The 18,917-nt window shown below is 72.1% G+C and carries 18 protein-coding genes; 14 read left to right on the top strand and 4 right to left on the bottom strand.

Annotated elements, in window-relative coordinates:
• On the top strand, nt 1-107 hold a 107-nt coding region (locus GEV10_26605), incomplete at its 5' end, for an IS982 family transposase (GenBank protein ID MQA82001.1).
• Between the two features lie 144 nt (nt 108-251).
• Here GEV10_26605 and GEV10_26600 read toward each other — a convergent pair.
• Together GEV10_26600 and GEV10_26595 are read right to left on the bottom strand one after the other, a co-directional pair.
• A complete protein-coding gene (locus GEV10_26600) occupies nt 252-1,121 on the bottom strand; it encodes a ribokinase (GenBank protein MQA82000.1) in 870 nt (289 codons plus the stop codon).
• Between the two features lie 120 nt (nt 1,122-1,241).
• The gene (locus GEV10_26595; protein MQA81999.1) at nt 1,242-2,021 is read right to left on the bottom strand and encodes an N-acetylmuramoyl-L-alanine amidase; all 780 of its coding nucleotides are present in this window, start codon (nt 2,019-2,021) and stop codon (nt 1,242-1,244) included.
• A 212-nt stretch (nt 2,022-2,233) separates the two neighbouring features.
• Between GEV10_26595 and GEV10_26590 the strand changes: the two genes are divergently transcribed.
• The 13 genes from GEV10_26590 (at nt 2,234) to GEV10_26530 (ending at nt 16,662) form a co-directional block, all read left to right on the top strand.
• A complete protein-coding gene (locus GEV10_26590; protein MQA81998.1) occupies nt 2,234-3,523 on the top strand; it encodes a hypothetical protein in 1,290 nt (429 codons plus the stop codon).
• Nucleotides 3,524-3,640: 117 nt separating this feature from the next.
• On the top strand, nt 3,641-4,504 hold the full coding sequence (locus GEV10_26585; protein MQA81997.1) for a hypothetical protein: 864 nt from the start codon (nt 3,641-3,643) through the stop codon (nt 4,502-4,504).
• Nucleotides 4,501-5,511 (top strand): branched-chain amino acid ABC transporter permease, encoded by a 1,011-nt coding sequence (locus GEV10_26580; GenBank protein MQA81996.1) that lies wholly within the window; start codon nt 4,501-4,503, stop codon nt 5,509-5,511. Before GEV10_26585 ends, GEV10_26580 begins: the two co-directional genes overlap by 4 nt.
• Nucleotides 5,480-6,205 carry an ATP-binding cassette domain-containing protein gene (locus GEV10_26575; GenBank protein MQA81995.1) on the top strand — a complete coding sequence of 242 codons (726 nt, stop codon included), beginning with the start codon at nt 5,480-5,482 and terminating at the stop codon, nt 6,203-6,205. The genes GEV10_26580 and GEV10_26575 overlap by 32 nt, the downstream gene beginning before the upstream one ends.
• A 2-nt stretch (nt 6,206-6,207) precedes the next feature.
• Nucleotides 6,208-6,939 carry an ATP-binding cassette domain-containing protein gene (locus tag GEV10_26570; GenBank protein ID MQA81994.1) on the top strand — a complete coding sequence of 244 codons (732 nt, stop codon included), beginning with the start codon at nt 6,208-6,210 and terminating at the stop codon, nt 6,937-6,939.
• On the top strand, nt 6,936-8,189 hold the full coding sequence (locus GEV10_26565; GenBank protein ID MQA81993.1) for an ABC transporter substrate-binding protein: 1,254 nt from the start codon (nt 6,936-6,938) through the stop codon (nt 8,187-8,189). The genes GEV10_26570 and GEV10_26565 overlap by 4 nt, the downstream gene beginning before the upstream one ends.
• A gap of 5 nt (nt 8,190-8,194) precedes the next feature.
• Nucleotides 8,195-8,890 carry a hypothetical protein gene (locus GEV10_26560; protein MQA81992.1) on the top strand — a complete coding sequence of 232 codons (696 nt, stop codon included), beginning with the start codon at nt 8,195-8,197 and terminating at the stop codon, nt 8,888-8,890.
• Nucleotides 8,887-10,944, top strand: a complete 2,058-nt coding sequence (locus GEV10_26555) for a hydantoinase/oxoprolinase family protein (GenBank protein ID MQA81991.1) — start codon at nt 8,887-8,889, stop codon at nt 10,942-10,944. Before GEV10_26560 ends, GEV10_26555 begins: the two co-directional genes overlap by 4 nt.
• Nucleotides 10,934-12,511, top strand: coding sequence for a hypothetical protein (locus tag GEV10_26550; protein MQA81990.1), 1,578 nt, complete (start codon nt 10,934-10,936; stop codon nt 12,509-12,511). Before GEV10_26555 ends, GEV10_26550 begins: the two co-directional genes overlap by 11 nt.
• Nucleotides 12,512-12,584: 73 nt before the next feature.
• A complete protein-coding gene (locus GEV10_26545; GenBank protein ID MQA81989.1) occupies nt 12,585-13,388 on the top strand; it encodes a polysaccharide deacetylase family protein in 804 nt (267 codons plus the stop codon).
• On the top strand, nt 13,385-14,485 hold the full coding sequence (locus GEV10_26540; GenBank protein ID MQA81988.1) for an acyl-CoA--6-aminopenicillanic acid acyltransferase: 1,101 nt from the start codon (nt 13,385-13,387) through the stop codon (nt 14,483-14,485). The genes GEV10_26545 and GEV10_26540 overlap by 4 nt, the downstream gene beginning before the upstream one ends.
• Nucleotides 14,475-15,365: a polysaccharide deacetylase family protein gene (locus GEV10_26535; GenBank protein ID MQA81987.1), complete on the top strand. Its 891-nt coding sequence runs from the start codon at nt 14,475-14,477 to the stop codon at nt 15,363-15,365. The genes GEV10_26540 and GEV10_26535 overlap by 11 nt, the downstream gene beginning before the upstream one ends.
• On the top strand, nt 15,301-16,662 hold the full coding sequence (locus tag GEV10_26530) for an amidohydrolase (GenBank protein ID MQA81986.1): 1,362 nt from the start codon (nt 15,301-15,303) through the stop codon (nt 16,660-16,662). The genes GEV10_26535 and GEV10_26530 overlap by 65 nt, the downstream gene beginning before the upstream one ends.
• 6 nt (nt 16,663-16,668) lie before the next feature.
• Here GEV10_26530 and GEV10_26525 read toward each other — a convergent pair whose 3' ends face one another.
• Complete coding sequence (locus tag GEV10_26525; GenBank protein MQA81985.1) at nt 16,669-18,579, bottom strand: protein kinase; 1,911 nt, start codon at nt 18,577-18,579, stop codon at nt 16,669-16,671.
• 201 nt (nt 18,580-18,780) lie between these two features.
• On the bottom strand, nt 18,781-18,917 hold a 137-nt coding region (locus GEV10_26520), incomplete at its 5' end, for an IS630 family transposase (GenBank protein ID MQA81984.1).

The raw sequence follows: 18,917 nt of genomic DNA, 5'->3' as shown, positions 1-18,917 counted from the left end.
TATTCACCCGAGTCGCCCAACGCCTGCTGGCCATGGCCGCCGGGATCTGGCACAACTGGACCACCGGCGTCACCAGCAAACGATCACTCACCGCCTACGACCACTGACCAGCAGCTTCACGGAATCATTCATCTAGGGGCGGACACCACCGATGGGGACCCCAGTAGGGGTGGACACCACGACCGGGGACCCCAGCGGGGGCGGGCACCACGAGCGGGGACCCCAGCGGGGCCTGGGGACCTGGCGTGCGGCTAGCTGCGGTGCGCGGCGTGCAGCTCGTCGATCTCGGTGCGGGCCGGGGCCGAGGTGCTCGCGCCCTTGCGGCCGACGCTCAGCGCGGCGGCGGCGGTCGCCCAGCCGAGCGCGTCGCGCCAGTCCCTGCCCTCGGCGCGCGCGACGGCGAGCGCGCCGGCGAACGTGTCGCCCGCGCCCGTCGTGTCGACCACCGGGACGTCGAGCGCCGGCAGCTCGAGCACGTCGCCGTCGCGGGTGTGCAGGACGCAGCCGGCGGAGCCGAGGGTGACGACGACGGCGGGCACCCGGCGGACCAGCGCCGCGACCGCCGCGCGCACGTCGGACTCGCCGGTGAGCCGGCACGCCTCGCCGGTGTTGGGGACCAGGACGTCGACGGCGTCGAGCAGCTCGTCGGGGAGCGGGACCGCGGGCGCGGGCGTGAGGACGACCTCGGTGCCCGCCTCGTGGCCGATCTGTGCGGCCTCGACGACGACGGACATCGGCAGCTCGAGCTGGAGCAGGAGCGTCGCGGCCCGACGGACCAGCGGGCGTTCGGCCTCGGCGAGCGACGCGACGGTGCCGTTGGCGCCGGGGACCACGACGATCGTGTTCTGACCCTGGTCGTCGACGGTGATGTGCGCGGTGCCGGTGGCACCGTCGATCTTGCGCACGCCCGAGCAGTCGACGCCCGCGGCCGCGAGCGTGTCGACGAGCTCGCCGCCGAACGGGTCGGACCCGACGGCGCCGATCATCCGGACGTCGGCACCCGCGCGGCTCGCCGCGATCGCCTGGTTGGCGCCCTTGCCGCCGGGGATCGTCTCGAACGAGTGTCCCGTGATCGTCTCACCGGTCTCCGGCAGCCGACCGGTGTACGCCACCAGGTCCATGTTGGCGCTGCCGACCACCACCACGTGACCGCGGTCCACCCGCTCACCTCCCTGACTCGCCTGAATCCTAGGGGAGTCACGGTCGGTGGCGCGCGGACCGCGGTCGGTGCCGTCGTCCGCTCAGCCCGCGGCGGGCCCGTGGTCGAACCGCACGCGCGAGGCCGGGTTCGGTCCCGTGCGGTGCGGCAGGTGCGGTCGGCGGTTCTGTGAGAGCCGCTGCCCCATCGCCGCAGCGGTTCTCTCACGCAGCTCGGGCAGGCGGTCGTACAGGACCTGCCCGGGGCATTCGGTGGCGACGTAGTCGCGATGGCCGACGATCGCCTCCATCGGGTTGAGCCCGTAGGCGCCGCACAGCCAGGCCATCGTCTCGATGAGCGAGTCGATCAGCGTGTCCGGCGGGTTGACGTCGGAGTACAGACCCTCGTTCTCGATGCCGATGGTGTGGCTGTTCTCGTTGGCCGTCTGGGCACCCTCGACATGACGGCCCGACCGGATCGCCGCGAGGCTCTGGTCGCGGCCCTCCATGACGAAGCCGCCTCGGCTGATGGTGAGCTGCTGCCCCACGTCGATCCACCCGCGGTCGTCCATGTGGAAGTTCTGGATGTCGCGGGACAGCTGGAACGCGTGCTCGATCGAGAGGTCCGTCGAGTTCGGGCTCGCGGTGTGGTGCACGACGATGTGGTCGGGACCGTGGTCGTACACCGTGACCGGGGACTTCGGTGCGCGCGCGTTCCACGCCGCCCGGTCATGCGTCTGCGGCTCGGCGAGCACGGCGTGGGCGCGTCCGGGCGCCCACAGGCCGGTCGCGCCGGTCACCAGGGCGCCGCCGAGCACGGCGGCACCGCCGAACAGGCCGCGCCGGGAGATCTGATTCTGGTTCGGAGGTCGTCCTGAGGTCATGAGGCACCCTTCCTCTTGTCACGCACCGTACGGGGGCAACTACAAGTCGATAGCTGACCAATGATGCCACCGCCATGTCAACAGTTCGCACACTCACCGTCCGCCCGGGCGTGCCGCGCTCCGGCGCCGGGGGCGCCGACGGCCACTCTTCGTGTCGCGATGCTGGATACTCGGCGGCACAGTCGGCCGGACGATGGGGCGGAGGCGAGCCTGTGATCGGCGTCGTCGGGCCGCGCGACTCCGTGGCCCAGGTCGAGGACGTCGCGCGACAGATGAGCCTCTCGGTGCCGCTGGCCCCGCGCCCGTACCGGACGCCCGGCTCCGTGGTCGACCTCGCCGCCGAGCTCGACGAGACGTGCTCGGTGATCCTGTTCACCGGACGCGTCCCGTTCGCCCTGGCGAGCTCGGTCCTGCGGCCGCGCTCGCACCTGGAGTACATCCCGCACGAGGGTGCCGACCTGCTCCGCGTCGTCGCGCGCCTGCTGATGAGCTCGACGCTCGACGCCGGCGAGTTCCGGGTCAGCCTCGACAGCATCGAGACCGCACTCGCCCGGGAGGTCTGCGCCGACGTCGGCGTCGGCGCGGACGGGATACGCACGATCCCGCTGGTCCTGCGCGACTCGGGTGCCGGCTTCTCCGCCGACGAGGTCGCGCGGCAGCACCAGGAGCTGTACGCGACCGGGGAGGTCGACATCTGCCTGACCTGCCTCGACTCGGTGCACCGACTGCTCCGCCGCCGGGGCGTGCCGGTCGAGCGCATCACCCACGCCCGCATGGTCGTGCGCGCCGCACTCGAGCGCTGCCTGCTCGCCACCCGGCTCGACCGTGCGTCCGCCGCGCAGATCGCCGTCTGCCTCGTCGCCCCCTCGGTACGGGCACGGGACTCGGGCGACTCGCTCCTCGACGCCCTCGTCCGCGACACCGCGATGGGGATGGCCGCCGATCTCGTCGACGGCTTCCCGCCCCACGCCAAGCTCGTCACGACGCGTGGGGCCGTCGAGCGCTGGCTCGCCGGCGAGGCAGGCGCGGGCACCAAGCTGCGCGAGACCGAGTTCGCCGGCATCGCGGACCTCGGCGTGGGGTTCGGCGCGACGGTCGTGCTCGCCGAACAGAACGCCCGCCGGGCGCTGACGCACGCGCAGCGCGAGGGCCGGCCGTACGTCATGCGCGACGACGGGCTCACGTCGCCGGCCGACCCGTCGCGGCCCGCGTACCGGGCGAGGGTCACCCAGCCCGCGACGCTGGCGATCTCGCGCGAGGTCGGGCTGTCACCGGTATCGCTGCAGCGGCTCGTCCACGTGCTGCACCGCATCGACAGCCAGACGGTGACGGCCGCCGGGCTCGCGTCGTCGTACGGGGTCTCGCCGCGCAGCGCCAGGCGGCTGCTCGCCAAGCTGGTCGCCGGCGGTTACGCGGTGTCGGTCGGCACGGAGCAGGGCGGCGGCGCCGGTCGCCCGCAGGCCGTCTACGACGTGCGGCTCGACCGCCTCGTCCTGGACTGACCCCCGCCCGCCGGGGTGACCGCACGTCACGAGGGGTTGACAGATCCCGGTCATTGGCCGAATTATGACCGTAATCTGCCTTGTATCCAATGTGTATCCAGGTGGCGGTATCGCGTCATGACACTCTCGCTGCTCGAGCAGAGCCTGCTCGCCGGCCTCGTGGTCGGCATCATCGCCGCGCTCGTCGCCCTCGGGTTCACCCTCGTGCTGGGGATCCTCGGCATCGTCAACTTCGCCCACGGCAACCAGCTGATGATCGCGATGTACCTCGCGCTCTACGGCTCGCAGGCGCTGGGGCTGAACCCGTTCGCGAGCTCCCTGATCATCACGCCGGTCATGTTCGTGCTCGGCCTCGGCATCTACGCGGTGATGATGCGCTGGCTGATCGACAAGCCGCACAGCACGCACGTCGCCGGGACGATCGGCCTGATGCTGCTGCTGGAGAACGTCGTCAACCTCGTCGTCGGCGGCACCCCGAAGACGGTCGACGCGGGGTTCAGCAGCGCGTCGATCGCGATCCACGACACGTACCTCCCGGTGTCCAGGGTGCTGGCCGCCGGCCTCGCGGCCGTGGCGGTACTCGCGCTGTACCTGTTCCTGCGCCGCACCGATCTCGGCCTCGCGACGCGCGCGTGTGCCGACAACTTCCAGGGTGCGCGGGTCACCGGCCTGCGCATCAACCGGGTGTTCGCGGTGTCGTTCGCGCTCTCGGTCGCCGCGGCCGGGCTGGCCGGCGCCGCCCTGTCGTCGCACCAGACCATGACGCCGTTCGTCGGCCACGCGTACCTCAGCACCGCCTTCGCCGTGGTCATCCTGGCCGGGGCGGGGAACATCCTCGGGACGATCGTGAGCGGCATCTTCGTCGGCCTGGTGCAGGCGCTCACCCAGACGCTCTTCGACGCCTCGATCGGCACGGCGGTCCTGTTCGTGCTCATCATGGTCACGCTGCTGGTGCGGCCCCAGGGACTGTTCGCCCGATGACCGCCGCGCGACTCCTCCGGCTCGGCGCCGTGGCCCTCGTGGTCGTCGCGGCCGTCGCCGTCCCGCCGTTCGTGGGGACGGGAAACCAGATCGCGTTGATCAACATCGCCTACGTGATGTTCCTGTGCGTGGCGTGGAACATCATCGCCGGGTACGCGGGCCAGTTCGCGCTCGGGCAGCCGGTCTTCCTCGCGATCGGCGCGTACACCTCGACGAAGCTCTACCTCGCTGAGGTGTCACCGTGGTTCGGTATGGCCGCGGGCGCCGCGATCTCGGGCATCGCGGCCGCCGGCCTCGGTCTGCTCGCCTTCCGCTACAAGGTGCGCGGACTGTACTTCGCGCTCCTGACGTTCGCGTCGCTGCTCGTCGCCGAGAACATCGTGCGGGAGACCGACTGGCTGGGCGGGACCGTCGGCCTGCTCATCCCCCTCGGCGACAGTGCCGTCGACATGAACTGGCGCACGCAGCTGCCGTACTACTACGTCATCTTGGTGCTTCTCCTGCTCGGCACGCTCGTGAGCTGGTGGGTGCGGCGCAGCACGCTGGGGTGGCGGCTCGCGGCAGTGCAGCAGGACGAGGAGGCGGCGCCCGCCGTCGGCATCGACGTCAACCGCGCCAAGCTCACCGCCTTCGTCATCAGCGCCGTGCTCACGTCGTGCGGCGGGACGTTCTACGCCCAGTACTACCAGCTGGTCTCCCCCGAGACGGTCCTCAGCTTCGACCCGCAGATCCAGATGCTCATTGGGGCGATCATCGGCGGTCTCGGGACGTTCGGCGGCCCGCTCGTGGGCGGGCTGCTCGTCGGCGGGTTCAACCAGGTGCTGCTCTTCCTACCGCTGAGCTCGCAGTTCGCCACGAGTGCCGGCCAGATCGCGTTCGCGATCTTTCTGCTGGTGATGGCGATCCGCGCGCCGAAGGGTGTCGTCGGGATCTACACGAGTCTGCGAGCGAGGGTGGTGAGGTCCAGTGCCCGTCATGTCGGCGCGAAGCCTGACGAAGAGCTTTAGGGGCATCCACGCCGTCCGCGACGTTACCGTCGACATCGACGACGGCATCACCGGCCTGATCGGACCCAACGGCGCCGGCAAGACGACCCTGTTCAACCTCTTCACCGGGTACCTCAGGGCGGACTCCGGCCGGATGAGCCTGGAGGGCAGGGACCTCACCGGCATGTCGGCGCACCGCGTGGCCGCTGCCGGCGTAGCGCGCACGTTCCAGGTGCCGCGCCCGTTCCGCGACCTCTCCGTCCGGCGCAACGTCGCCACCGCGGGACTGCTGCGGGCCGGCGGACGCACGCGGGCGTACGAGATCGCGGACCGGGTGATGGACCGGGTCGGCCTGGCGGACCGCGCCGACCGTCTCGCCGGCGAGCTCGGTATCGCCGACCTGAAGCGGATCGAGCTGGCCAAGGGTCTCGCACTGCAGCCGCGGGTGCTGCTCCTCGACGAGGTCTTCTCCGGCCTCACTCCCGCCGAGATGGACGCGCTCGTCCCCGTGGTCCGGCAGGTCCAGGCCGACGGCGTCGCCATCGTCCTCGTCGAGCACGTCCTCCGCGTGGTGATGCAGCTGTGCAGTCACGTCGTGGTGCTCGACCGCGGTCAGGTGATCGCCGCCGACAGCCCGCGGGCCATCGTCAAGGATCCCGCCACGATCGAGGCGTACCTGGGCGTGGGCGACGACGAGGAAGGGGAGGACACGTGAGCCTGCTGGAGGTCGAGGACCTCGACGTCCGCTACGGGCAGATGAGCGCCCTGCGGCACGTCTCGCTCGACATCACGGAGGGCGAGTGCGTCGCGGTGCTCGGCGGCAACGGCGCGGGCAAGTCGACGCTGCTGCGTGCGATCTCGGGGCTCGTGCCGATCAGCGGCGGCCACATCAGGTTCGACGGTCGCGAGGTCGCGGGCCGCTCGCCGGACGCGCTGGTGCGGGCCGGCATCGCACACGTGCCCGAGGGTCGCGAGCTGTTCCCCGGCCTCACGGTCAGGGAGAACCTCGAGGTCGGCGGCCTCAACCGCAGCCGGGCCCAGCGGCGCGCCTCGGTCGAGCAGGTGGTGGCGCTGTTCCCGATCATCGGCGAACGGCTGACCCAGCAGGCGGGCACCATGTCCGGCGGCGAGCAGCAGATGCTCGCCATCGGACGTGCCCTGATGAGTGCGCCGCGACTCGCACTCATCGACGAGATGTCGCTGGGTGTCGCGCCCATCGTCGTCGGGCGGCTCTTCGAGGTGGTAGCCGAGCTGCGCGAGAGTGGCACGACCGTCCTGCTCGTCGAGCAGCACGCGCGCCAGGCGCTCCGCGTCGCCGACCGCGCCTGGGTGCTGCAGACCGGCGAGGTGGTCCTGCACGGCAACGCCGACGAGCTCAGCCGCGACGAGAGCGTCCGCCGTGCCTATCTCGGCGGACTCGAGGACGCCGGAGAGGAGCAGGTGTCATGAGTCGCAAGCTCAGCAGACGTGACCTCCTGCGCGGCGCGGGGGCGTTCGGCGCCGGCGCACTCGGCCTCACCGCCGTGGGCGCGTGCGGCAGGGGCAACACCGGCAACGAGATCAGGCTCGCCGCCATCCTCTCGACGACCGGCATCAACGCCGGCTTCGGCCAGGGCACCTGGCGGGGCGTGCAGACGGCCGCGCGACTGGTCAACAGGCGCGGCGGGGTCCACGGGCAGGAGGGCAAGCGGCTCACCGCGACCCTGTACGACACGCAGAGCAAGCCCGAGGTCGCCGCGGCCCAGACGCACAAGGCGATCCGCGAGGGCGCGTCCGCCGTCATCGGCTGCAACCAGAGCGCCGTCGCCCTCATCGTCAGCCAGATCTGCGAACGGTCCTCGATCCCGTTCGTCACGTCCACCGACTTCGACCCCGAGCTGACCGCCCGCGGCTTCCGCTACTTCTTCCAGACGACGCCGTTCCTCGACGTGCACGCGCAGCAGATGCTCGCGACCTGCCGCGACCTCGGCCGGAAGTCGGGACGGCCGGCGCGCCGGCTCGGCATCCTCTGCGACGACACGGTCATCGGCCAGAGCGCCAAGGGCATCCTGGAGGACGAAGGACGCAAGCTCGGCTACGAGGTGGTGCGCAGTCAGGTGTTCCCCGCCGACGCCAACGACTTCGCGCCGTACATCGCGAAGTTCAAGGACGCAGACGTCCAGCTGCTCATGGGCTTCCAGACTCCGGAGCCGTCGATCCAGATCGTCAAGACGATGCGCCAGCAGCGGTTCGAGCCGCTGGGCTTCGGCGGGCTCCTCGGCGGCCAGGTGACGAACGAGTACGCGAAGGAGCTCGGCGAGAACGCCGACCACACGTTCTCGTCGACGCCGTGGAGCGCGGACCTCGACATCCCCGGCATGCCCGCGGCCATGCGCGCCTTCGAGCGGCAGTGGAAGGAGGACGTCGACAGCGTCCGTGCGAGCGGCTTCGCCTCGGTCGCCGTGCTCTGGCAGGCGCTCGAGGCCGCGGGGTCGAGCAGCCCGGAGGAGACCCGCGACGCGCTGGCCGACATCGACATCGCCGCGGGCGACAAGGGCTACATCCAGCTCGACGGCTGCCGGTTCGACCGCCGCGGCTACAACGTCAAGGCGACGGTCGCGATCAAGCAGTCCATCGGTGGCGAGCAGTTCACCGTCGTGCCCGCCGATTACGCGACGTCCGACCGCGAGCCGGTGTGGCCGAAGCCGCCGTGGAAGTAGGTGTGATGGAACGAACGGGTACCGGTGCCCGCGGTCACGTCGGGATCGTGACGATCGGCCAGTCCCCGCGGCCCGACATCGCCGCGGTCCTCGCCACCCACCTCGACGCGACGCCGCTCGTCCAGGCCGGTGCGCTCGACGACCTCGCCCCCGACGCCATCCGCGCCCTCGCGCCCGTGGCCGGCGACGCGCCGCTGATCAGCCGCCTCCGCGACGGCACCGAGGTCGTCGTGGGCAAGCGCGCGCTCATGCCCTGTCTGACCAGGGCGGTCGCCGCGGTCTCCCCCGGCGCGCGCGTGGTCGCGGTGCTCTGCTCGGGCTCGTTCCCCGACCTGGCACCGACCACCTGCCCGACGATCTTGCCCGAACAGGCACTCCACACGCACCTGGCCGGACGCCTCGGCGGCACCGGCCGGCTCGGCGTCCTCGCCCCACTCACGGCGCAGGCCGACACGGCGCCGCGCAAGTGGCGCGACGTCGCCGGGCGGGTCGACGCGACGGACGCGTCGCCGTACGGGCCCGACGACGCCGTCGTCGACGCGGCCCGCCGGCTGGCCGCGACCGAGCCCGACGTCGTGCTGCTCGACTGCATGGGGTTCGTCGAACGGCACCGGCAGCTCGTCGCCGACATCGTCGACGCGCCCGTCGTCACCCCGTCGTCGGTACTCGGCGAGACCCTCGCGGGTGCGGTGGCGCGATGACGGCGGTGCGCGCCGCGTTCGACATCGGGGGCACGTTCACCGACCTCGTCGTCGACGACGGACGCATCCTGCACAGGGGCAAGGTCCTCACCACCCCGCACGCACCGGCCGCCGGCGCGCTCGCCGGACTGGACGAGCTCGTCGCGCGCGCGGGGCTCGACTGGCCGCGGGTGAGCGAGGTCGTCCACGGCACGACCCTGGTCACCAACGCCCTGCTCGAACGCCGCTTCGGCGTGACCGGCCTGCTCGTCACCCGCGGGTTCAGGGACGTCCTCGCGATGGGACGGCAGCAGCGGTACGACGCCTACGACCTGCGGATCGCGTTCCCCGCACCGCTGGTCCCCCGCGAGCTGCGCCTCGAGATCGACGAGCGGACGCTGGCGTCCGGTCGGATCGTCCACGGCGTACGCGCCGAGCAGGTGGTCGACGCCGCGCGACGGCTCGTCGGCGCCGGCGTGACGAGCCTGGCCGTCTGCTTCCTGCACTCTTACCGCGAGCCGGCCAACGAGGACGCCGCCGCGCGGGCGGTGCGCGAGACCTTCCCCGACCTCAGGGTGGTGACGTCGAGCGCGGTCGCGCCGGAGATCCGCGAGTACGAGCGCACCGTCACCGCGGTCGCCACCGCCGCGGTGCTGCCCCTCGTCGACGACTACCTCGACGAGGTCACCGCCGGCCTCTCCGCGCGGGGGTGCGGCGGGCCGCTGCAGCTGATGCAGTCGAGCGCGTACACCGCGCCCGAGGCGTCGGTACGCGTGGCGCCGATCACGCTGCTGGAGTCGGGACCGGCCGGAGGCGCACGCGCCGCGGCGACGACCCTGGACTCCCCGCGGCGGCCGGTGCTCGCGTTCGACATGGGCGGCACGACGGCGAAGGCGTGCCTCGCCGGTACCGACGGCACGCTGTCGCTGGTGGGCGAGCTCGAGGTGGCGCGCGAGCACCGCTTCACGTCCGGCAGCGGGCTGCCGCTCCGGGTGCCGTCGATCGACCTGATCGAGATCGGCGCGGGCGGCGGGAGCATCGCCGCGACGGACCGGCTCGGGCTGCTGCGGATCGGCCCCGAGAGCGCGGGTGCGCATCCGGGTCCCGCCTGCTACGGGTTCGGCGGGACGGAGCCCACGGTCACCGACGCCAACCTCTGTCTGGGCTACCTCGGCGCCGACACCAAGCTCGCGGGCAGCGTCAGCCTCGACCTCCCGGCGGCGGAGGAGGCGCTGCGCGGCCTCGGCGACCGGCTCGGCCTCGACGTCCGCGCCCTCGCTCTCGGCATCCACCGGCTCGTCGACGAGCAGATGGCCGCCGCCGCTCGCGCCCACCTCGTCGACCGGGGCACCGACCCCAGGCGCGTGACCCTCGTCGTCACCGGCGGCGCGGGACCCGCACACGCCGCGGGCATGGCCCGCCTGCTCGGATGCCCGGAGGTCGTCGTACCGGTCGGCGCAGGCACGGCGTCGGCCGCCGGCTTCCTCGGCGCACCCGCCGGCATCGAGCGCTCGTGGTCGCTGCCGAGCCCACTGGCCGAGGTCGACTGGTCCCGCATCGCGTCGCTGTACGAGCGGCTCGAGGCCGAGGTGGCGACGGCACTCGGCGCCGATCGGGCGGACGGCACGTTGCGCTTCGAGCGCCGTGTCGACGCCCGGCTCGTCGGCCAGGTGCACCTGCTGACCGTCCCGCTGTCGGACCTCGACGACTCGGTCGGCGCGACGCTCCGTCCGGCGTACCGGTCCCGGTTCCGGGTCGACCCGGGCGACATGCCGATGGAGATCCTCACCTGGCGGTGCCAGGGGACGGCCGCGACGCCGGACGTCTCGCCCGCGGTCCCGGCGACCGGAGAGACGCGGCAGGAGACGACGCGCGCGGTCACGTTCGACGAGGGCGGCCCCGTCCCCTGCCCGGTGGTGTCGCGCGGGTCCCTGCGCCCGGGCGCGGTGCTGCGGGGTCCCGTGGTCGTCGAGGAAGCCGAGACCACCACCGTCGTCCCGCCGGGAGACCGGCTCGAGGTCGGCGAGACCGGCAACCTGCACCTCACGGTCGGGGGCGGTCGCCGTGGCGTTTGACCCCGTCGAGCTGCAGATCCTCTGGAGCCGGCTCATCCACGTCACCGAGGAGGCGTGGCAGACGATCTGGCGCGCGTCGTTCTCGACGGTCATCGGCGAGGCGCTGGACTTCGGGGTCGAGCTGCTCGACGCCGACGGCAACTCGCTCGCGCACGCGCCGCACAGCATGCCGGTGTTCCACTTCTGCCTGCCGGCGACCGTCCGGGCACTGCTCGAACGGTTCCCGCCCGACACGCTCGAACCCGGCGACGTGCTCGTCACCAACGACCCCTGGCTCTGCGCGGGACACCTGCCCGACATCGCCACCGTCTCGCCGATCTTCCGCGGCGGCCGGCCCGTCGCGTACGTCGCCAGCGTCGGCAACGCCGCCGACATCGGCGGCACACTCGAGAGCGCCCGCGCCATGGAGGTCTACGAGGAGGGCATCTGCCTGCCCCCGCTGAAGGGCTGGCGAGGCTACCGTCCCGTGCCCGAGGTGCGGGAGATCCTCGCGGCCAACGTCCGGCACCCGGAGATGGTGCTCGGCGACCTCGACGCGCAGGTCGCGGCCAACCGGGTGGCCGAGGAGCGGGTGACCGCGTTCCTCGACGAGTACGACCTGCCCGACCTGGAGGCGCTCTCCGCCGCCGTCCGCGCGCGATCCGAGGACGCCGTCCGGCGCGCCGTCGCCGAGGTGCCCGACGGGACCTACCCGGCGTCCACCTGGGTCGACGGGGTGGACGAGCCGTTGCGCCTCGGCGTGGAGGTCGATGTGCACGGCGACGAGATGTCGGTGCGCTACGTCGACGTACCCGACCAGCTCCCCCGCGGGGGGACGAACTGCACCCGCCTCTACACCGTCTCGCACACGCTCTACGCCCTGAAGCTGCTGCTGATCCCCGAGGTCCCTTCCAACGCGGGGAACTTCGCGCCGTTCGACGTCTCGGTGCGCGAGGGCTCGATCCTCGCGGCGCGGCGTCCCGCGTCCGTCGCCCTGCGCACCCGCACCGGCTGGCACCTGCACGAGCTGCTGTTCTCCGCCCTCGCGCCGGCGATGCCCGATCGGGTGCAGGCGGGCTCGGGGCTCGCGTGCCTGCTCACGGCGTCGGGCAGGCGGCCGGACGGCCGCGCTTTCTCCGACCACCTGTTCCTCGCGGGCGGCCAGGGGGCGTCCGCGGGCGTCGACGGGCGCGCGGCGCTCATCTTCCCGACCAGCGCGGGCAACACGTCGATCGAGATGCTGGAGCAGCGCTCACCGGTCGTCGTCGAGCACAAGGGCTACGCCGAGGGATCGGCCGGCGACGGCGCGAGCCGGGGCGGCGAGGGCGAGCGCTTCGCGATGCGCGCGCTCGACGACGACGGCATCTCCGTCCAGGTCAGCGTGCTGCCCGAGGGGCTGCGGGCGGCGCCTCCCGGCCTGCTCGGCGGCGGGTCGGGAGCGCCCGCGCGGCTGTTCGTCGACGGCACCGAGCTGCCCGAGGGCGGCCTGATCGACCTCGGCGACGGCGCACTGCTCGAGGTGCACATGCCAGGTGGCGGCGGGTACGGCGCCCGTCCCGCCGGTGACGACGACAACGAAGGGACGTGAGCGCGTGACGGTGGATGCGACTCCGACGAGGGAGGAGACGCCGACGTGGCCGGGTGGTGCGCGCTGCGCGGTGATGATCAGCTTCGACGTCGACGGCCCGAGCAACTGGATCAACAGGGACCAGCACGTGTGGGACCTGCCGAAGACGTTCTCGCTCGGCGCATACGGGCCGTGGCGCGGACTCCCGCGAGTGCTCGACGTGCTCGAACAGCTCGACGTGCCCGCGACGTTCTTCGTCCCGGCGTGGGTCGCGGAGAACTGGCCGGACCGGTTCCGGGCCATCGCCGACGCCGGTCACGAGGTCGGCCACCACGGGTACCTCCACGAGACGTACTTCGACCTCTCCCTGGAACGCCAGCGCGAGACGATCGACCGTTCCCAGGCGATCTTCGAGTCTCTGGTCGGCAGGCCGGCCGCCGGCTTCCGCACGCCGTCGGGCGACATGCACAGGGAGACCCCCGCGCTGCTGGTGGACTCGGGCTTCTCCTACTCCAGCTCGATGCGTGGTGACGACCGCCCTTACCGGTGGACGATCGGCGGCGAGCGGACCGACCTGATCGAGATCCCCGGGCACTGGGAGCTGGACGACTTCCCGCAGTTCGGCTTCAACTTCAACCCGCCGATGCCGAAGAGCCAGGACCGCATCGCCGGCACGGCGTCGACGTTCGACAACTGGCGGCGAGAGTTCGACGGGTACTACCGGTACGGGCTCTGCTACTCGCTGATCCTGCACCCGCAGGTCATCGGCAAGCCGGGTCGCGCCCGCGCGCTCGGCCAGCTGCTCGCGTACATCAAGGGACACCGGGACGTGTGGTTCGCCCGCGGCGACGAGATCGCCACGTGGTGGCGGGAGCACAGCGAGGGGGTGCACAGGTGAGCGAAGGCACGACGGGGATGCACGTCCCGGTCATCAAGGTGTCCGGGGACGCGGCGACGCGGGGACGGCAGTACGGCGAGCAGGCGCGGGAGCGGATCGAGCGCAGCGTCGACCTGTACCTGCCGGCGTTCGAGGCACGCGGGCTCGACTGGCCGCGGGTGCGTGAGCTCGCCAGGCGGTTCGCCGACCGCATGGCCGACTTCGACCCGGGGCTCGTCACCGAGATCGAGGCGATCGCCGCGGGCGCCGGCCTGGAGACCGAGCACGTCGTCGCCCTGAACGCGCGCACCGAGCTGCTCTTCTGGCAGGACGACGGCTGCACCGGCGTCGCCGTGCTGCCCGAGGTCAGCGCGAACGAGCACACGCTGCTCGCGCAGAACTGGGACTGGCGGCCGGGCTGCAGCGAGACCGTCGTCCTGCTCGACGCGCGCCCGGACACCGGGCCTGGGTTCCGTACCTTCGTCGAGGCGGGACTGCTCGCACGCAGTGGCGTCAACGACGTCGGCATCGGCATCACCGGCAACTTCCTGCAGTCGAACGAGGACTTCGGCGGCAACGGCGTCCCGATCCCGTTGATCAGGCGACGCATCCTCACGTCGCCGTCGCTCGCGGACGCGCTCGGCGAGGTGGTGCGCGCACCGCGCGCGTTCTCGTCCAACCACCTCATCGCGCACGCTCCCGGCGAGGCGATCGACTGCGAGTCGGCGCCGAGCGACGTGTTCTTCCTCCATCCGACCGACGGCCTGCTGGTGCACAGCAACCACTTCCTCTCCCCCGTCGCGCTCGGCCGGTTGCGGGACACGGGCATCGCCCGGTTCCCCGACACCCTGTATCGGCACCGGCGGCTCGAACGGCTGCTGCGCCGCAACGCCCCGGCCATCACCGTCGACCACGTGAAGGACGCGCTGCGTGACCACTACGGCCTGCCGTCGTCGATCTGCCGGCACCCCGCGCCCCGTCCGGACGGGACGGTGATCGCGACGGTCGCCTCCGTGGTGATGGACCTCCATACCCGGCAGATCTCGCTCTCCACCGGCTGCCCCTGCGAGAACGACTACGTGGAACACCGAGCAGAAGAGGTGAACGATGCCCAGTGACTCCGTGCCCTGGCCCGACGGCGTCCGCTGTGCGGTCATGCTGACGTTCGACGTCGACGCGGACACCATCTGGCGCACCCTCGACCCGACGGCCGTCGACCGGCCGAAGACCCTGTCGATCGGCGAGTACGGTCCGTGCCGCGGCGTCCCCCGCATCCTCGACCTGCTCGACCGGCAAGGAGTGAAGGGGAGCTGGATGATCCCCGGGCTCACCGCGGAGAACTGGCCTGACTCCGTACGCGCCGTCGCGGAGGCCGGGCACGAGATCGGCAACCACGGCCACCTGCACGAGAACTTCGCCGACCTCGACGTCACGCAGCAGCGTGACGTGCTACTGCGGTCCAACGACGTGCTGGAGAAGCTCACCGGCGTGCGGCCGATCGGCTTCCGCACGCCCGCCGGCGACATGATCCCCGAGACGCCGGGGCTGCTGGCCGAGCTGGGCTTCCGCTGGTCGTCGTCGATGCGCGGCGACGACCGACCGTCGTTCCTCTCCGTCGCGGGCGAGGCGACCGACATCGTGGAGATCCCGGCGCACTGGGAGCTCGACGACTTCCCGCAGTTCATGTTCAACTACCACCCGCCGTTCCCGGCGGGGCAGTGCAGGATCGCGAACTACGCCGACGTGCTCGACACCTGGATCAGCGAGTTCGACGCGTACTACGACCTCGGCCTGTGCTACGTCATCATGTTCCACCCGCAGACCATCGGCACGCCCGGCCGTATCGCGCTGCTCGACGAGCTCGTCGCGCACATCACCAGCCGCCCCGGCGTCTGGGTGGCCACCGGCGCCGAGGTCGCCGACTGGTGGCGCAGTGTCGGCCGACCCAACGAAGCAGGCAACCCCGAGGAGGTCTTCGCCCGTGCCCGTGAACGATGAGCCGTACCTGACCCTGGCCGCCGACCTGGAGGCACAGGCCGTCGCCGACCGCCGCGACATCCATAGGCACGCGGAGGCCGGCTGGCTGGAGTTCCGCACGACGGCGACGATCGTCGACCGGCTGCGCTCGCTCGGCTGGACGGTGCGCTGGGGGAAGGACCTGTACGGCGACGTCGACCGGCTCGGCGTGCCGAGCGGCGCGGAGTTGGACGCCTGCTTCGACCGCGCCCTGGCCGAGGGCGCCGACCCGTCCGTCCTCGAACCCATGCGCGGCGGCTGGACCGGCTGCGTGGCGGACCTCGACGGTACGGGTCCAGGCCCGCGGGTCGCGCTCCGGTTCGACATCGACGGCCTCCCCGTCCCCGAGGCCACGACCGACGACCACCTGCCCACGCGGGAGGGCTTCGCCTCGGTGCACCCGGGGATCATGCACGCCTGCGGGCACGATGCGCACACGGCGATGGGCCTCGGCGTGGCCGAGGCGCTCGCCCGTACGCAGGAGCGCTGGCCAGGCACCGTGCGGCTGGTGTTCCAGCCGGGCGAGGAGGGAACCAGGGGCGCGGCGTCGATGGTGGCCGCCGGCCTGCTCGACGGCGTCGACGCGTTCCTCGCGCCGCACGTCGGCGCCCAGTCGCGGCGTACCGGCGAGATCATCCCCGGCATCAGCGGCTTCCTGGCGACCCGCAAGCTCGACGTGCACTTCACCGGCCGCGAGGCGCACGCGGGTCTCGCCCCCGAGGAGGGGCACAACGCCCTGATCGCGGCGGCCGCGGCGGCCCTGCAGCTGCATGCCATGCCGCGGCACGCGGGTGGCAACTCGCGGGTCAACGTCGGGGTACTGCGGGCGGGCACGGGACGCAATGTGGTCGCCGGCTCCGCCACCATGCTGATGGAGCTGCGCAGCGAGTCGGCTGACGTCGTCGCCGAGCTCGAACGCCGCGCCAGGCTCGTCGTCGCGGGTACCGCGGCCGCGCACGAGGTGGGATCGGAGTTCATCGTCGCGGGCAAGGCCCCCAGCGCCCGCTCCGACGACGTCGCGATGGACGCCGTGGCGAGAGCCGCGCGTGGCGTGCCCGGCGTCGACGAGGTGAGCGAGCCCTGCGTCGCCGAGGCGTCCGACGACGCCACCGCGATGATGCGCAGAGTGCAGGAACAGGGCGGTGTGGCGAGCTACCTGATCGTCGGCACCGAGCTCCCCGACGGCCACCACACGCCCAGGTTCGACGTCGACGAACGCGTCCTGCGTCCGGGCATCGCGGTGATGACGCGCGCAGCGGTCGACCTGCTCACCCGCTAGACCAGGTCACGGCGGCTGGATCGGGTCGCCCTCGCCCCAGGCGGTGTACCTGACGTCGAGCGTGGTGTAGGGGTACGCCTCCGTGCCCTTCGGCATGTGCCAGCGCAGCGACAGCGAGCGGGGCAGGTAGTCGGGGCCGAGGGTGACCGTGTACGAGACCTCGCCGTCGGTCGAGCCGTACGACTGGTACACGCGGGCGAAGCGCGGATCCTTCGTGATCGTGGCGGCCGAGACAGTGCCGCGGTAGGCGATCGCGCCGTTGTCGCCGCGGTCGACCCTGCCGCCGGCGCCGAGCAGCGCCAACAGGTGCTCGGGGCTCGCCGCCGCCCGGGCGTCGAAGCCCTGCTCGGCGGCGCTGCGCTGGTGGAACGCCGCGGACTCCGTGCCTCCGCCCGCGTACTTCGAGGTCTCCGGGGTGAACGTCTTCCATCCGGTGCCCGCGGCCTTCGCGTAGGCGGTGCCGCCGATCACGTACGTGCTCTTGCCCAGCGCCGCCTGCCTGGCCTTCGCGTCGGCGAAGTAGAACACCTGACCCTTGGCGAACGGGTAGGGCAGCAGGAGGCTCTCGTCGATGCCGAACCGCTTCGCTCGGGCGGCCGGGACGACGGACGCCTCGTCGCCGGCGAAGACCCTGGTCACGCCGACCGCGCTCGCGTCCTTGCGGTACTCCAGCTCGCCGGTCGCGTACGACTGGTGCTGGCAGCACCCCGCCAGGCTGGAGACGAAGCGCGCGGTGCGCTTCTCCTCGACCCGCTTGCGCACGATGACGATGACGGGACCGGAGTCGGTCGGCGCGGACGACGGCGTCACGAACCCGGTAGACGACGCCGACGTCCGCGGTCGTGACTCGTCGCGCTCGTCCCGGTCGCGGACGACGACGACCACGGTGGTCACGAGCGCGGTGACGAGCACCGTGCCGACGATGACGAGCGCCTTGCCGGACAGCAGGCCGCCACCCCAGTTCGGCTTCGGCAGCTTCGTCGGCGTGACGTGCGGGGTCTTCTGCATGCTCGGCGGCAGGTCGGTGAGGCCACGCGGGATCAGCGCGGCGAGCAGGGAGACGAGGGCGACGAGCCGCTTGCGGCCGCGCTTCTCCCACCCCTTGCCGTACGCCCCACGCGCCACCGACTCCAGCTCGTCGACGAACGCGGTGGCGGAGACCGGACGCTGCGCGGGATCCTTCGCCATGCCGTGGTTCACCAGCGGGCGCAACGGAGCGGGCACGGCGTCCACGGGCACGGGAGCCGTGCGGTGTGCGGTGGACCACTGCTCGAGCGTCGACGCCCGGTACGGCTGCGCGCCGGCGAGGCACTCGACGAAGACGACCGTGGCGGCGTAGACGTCGGTGGCGGGCGACGGCGTGCCGCGCACCCATTGCTCCGGCGCCATGTACGCCGGTGTCCCCGCGAAGCCCGGGTTGGCGCCGACGGGCACGGCGATGCCGAAGTCGGCGAGCTTGCTGTCCCCCTCGGCCGGCACGAGCACGTTGCCGGGCTTGTAGTCGCGGTGCACGACGCCGGCGTCGTGCGCGGCGGCCAGGCCGAGCAGGGACCCCTTCAGCAGGACGAGCGCCACCTCGGGTTCGAGCACCGGTTGCCGGTCGAGGATCGCGCGCAGGCTGACGCCGCCGACCAGCTCCATGACGATGGCGGCGCCCTCGGGTGCCTCCACGTAGTCGAGGCACCGGACGAGGTGCGGGTCGGACAAGCCGGCCAGGAGTCGCGCCTCGGCCCGGAACCGCTCCACGAAGCGCATGTCGGACAGCAGCCGCGGCGCGAGGTACTTGATCGCCACCGACCCGCCGGACGCCTCGTGCAACGCCAGCACCACCCGGCCGGACGCCCCCGCCCCCAGCTCCTGGACGTGCCGGTAGCCCGGAACCGTCCACTCCTGGCCCGCACCAGTCCCCGCGCTCACGGTCGCCCTCCGCCCCACCCCGGTGTCATCGCAGAGATTAGTGTCTCGCGCCAGAAGTACGTTCACCCCTGCCGACGCCCAGGCGAGCACCTCGCTGCGTTGTCGGAGGATCCCAAGTACGCCCAGTACGAGGGACCTCCTCCGCCTTGCGATGCACTCACCTGGACGCCGGCAGCGGCAAACAACTTCTGACGCGAGACACTAGTGTCGCCCGCCGGAAATTCGTGTGATATATCGTGCGAGGGAGTCGAGGATTTCCTCCGCGGTCTTCTTCCACACGAACGGTTTCGGGTCCTCGTTCCACATCTTGATCCATTCGCGGACGTCTTTCTCCAGTG

It is taken from the genome of Streptosporangiales bacterium (assembly GCA_009379955.1).
Taxonomy (GTDB): Bacteria; Actinomycetota; Actinomycetes; order Streptosporangiales; family WHST01; genus WHST01.
Note: the sequence above shows the minus strand (reverse complement) of the source record. Positions and strands in the feature narration are given on the sequence as shown.

Excerpts from the sequence above, each read along its gene's own strand:
- GEV10_26600 (MQA82000.1), bottom strand. The coding sequence starts at position 1,121 with ATGGACCTGGTGGCGTACACCGGTCGGCTGCCGGAGACCGGTGAGACG.
- GEV10_26595 (MQA81999.1), bottom strand. The coding sequence starts at position 2,021 with ATGACCTCAGGACGACCTCCGAACCAGAATCAGATCTCCCGGCGCGGC.
- GEV10_26585 (MQA81997.1), top strand. The coding sequence starts at position 3,641 with ATGACACTCTCGCTGCTCGAGCAGAGCCTGCTCGCCGGCCTCGTGGTC.
- GEV10_26580 (MQA81996.1), top strand. The coding sequence starts at position 4,501 with ATGACCGCCGCGCGACTCCTCCGGCTCGGCGCCGTGGCCCTCGTGGTC.
- GEV10_26575 (MQA81995.1), top strand. The coding sequence starts at position 5,480 with ATGTCGGCGCGAAGCCTGACGAAGAGCTTTAGGGGCATCCACGCCGTC.
- GEV10_26565 (MQA81993.1), top strand. The coding sequence starts at position 6,936 with ATGAGTCGCAAGCTCAGCAGACGTGACCTCCTGCGCGGCGCGGGGGCG.
- GEV10_26560 (MQA81992.1), top strand. The coding sequence starts at position 8,195 with ATGGAACGAACGGGTACCGGTGCCCGCGGTCACGTCGGGATCGTGACG.
- GEV10_26555 (MQA81991.1), top strand. The coding sequence starts at position 8,887 with ATGACGGCGGTGCGCGCCGCGTTCGACATCGGGGGCACGTTCACCGAC.
- GEV10_26545 (MQA81989.1), top strand. The coding sequence starts at position 12,585 with ATGATCAGCTTCGACGTCGACGGCCCGAGCAACTGGATCAACAGGGAC.
- GEV10_26535 (MQA81987.1), top strand. The coding sequence starts at position 14,475 with ATGCCCAGTGACTCCGTGCCCTGGCCCGACGGCGTCCGCTGTGCGGTC.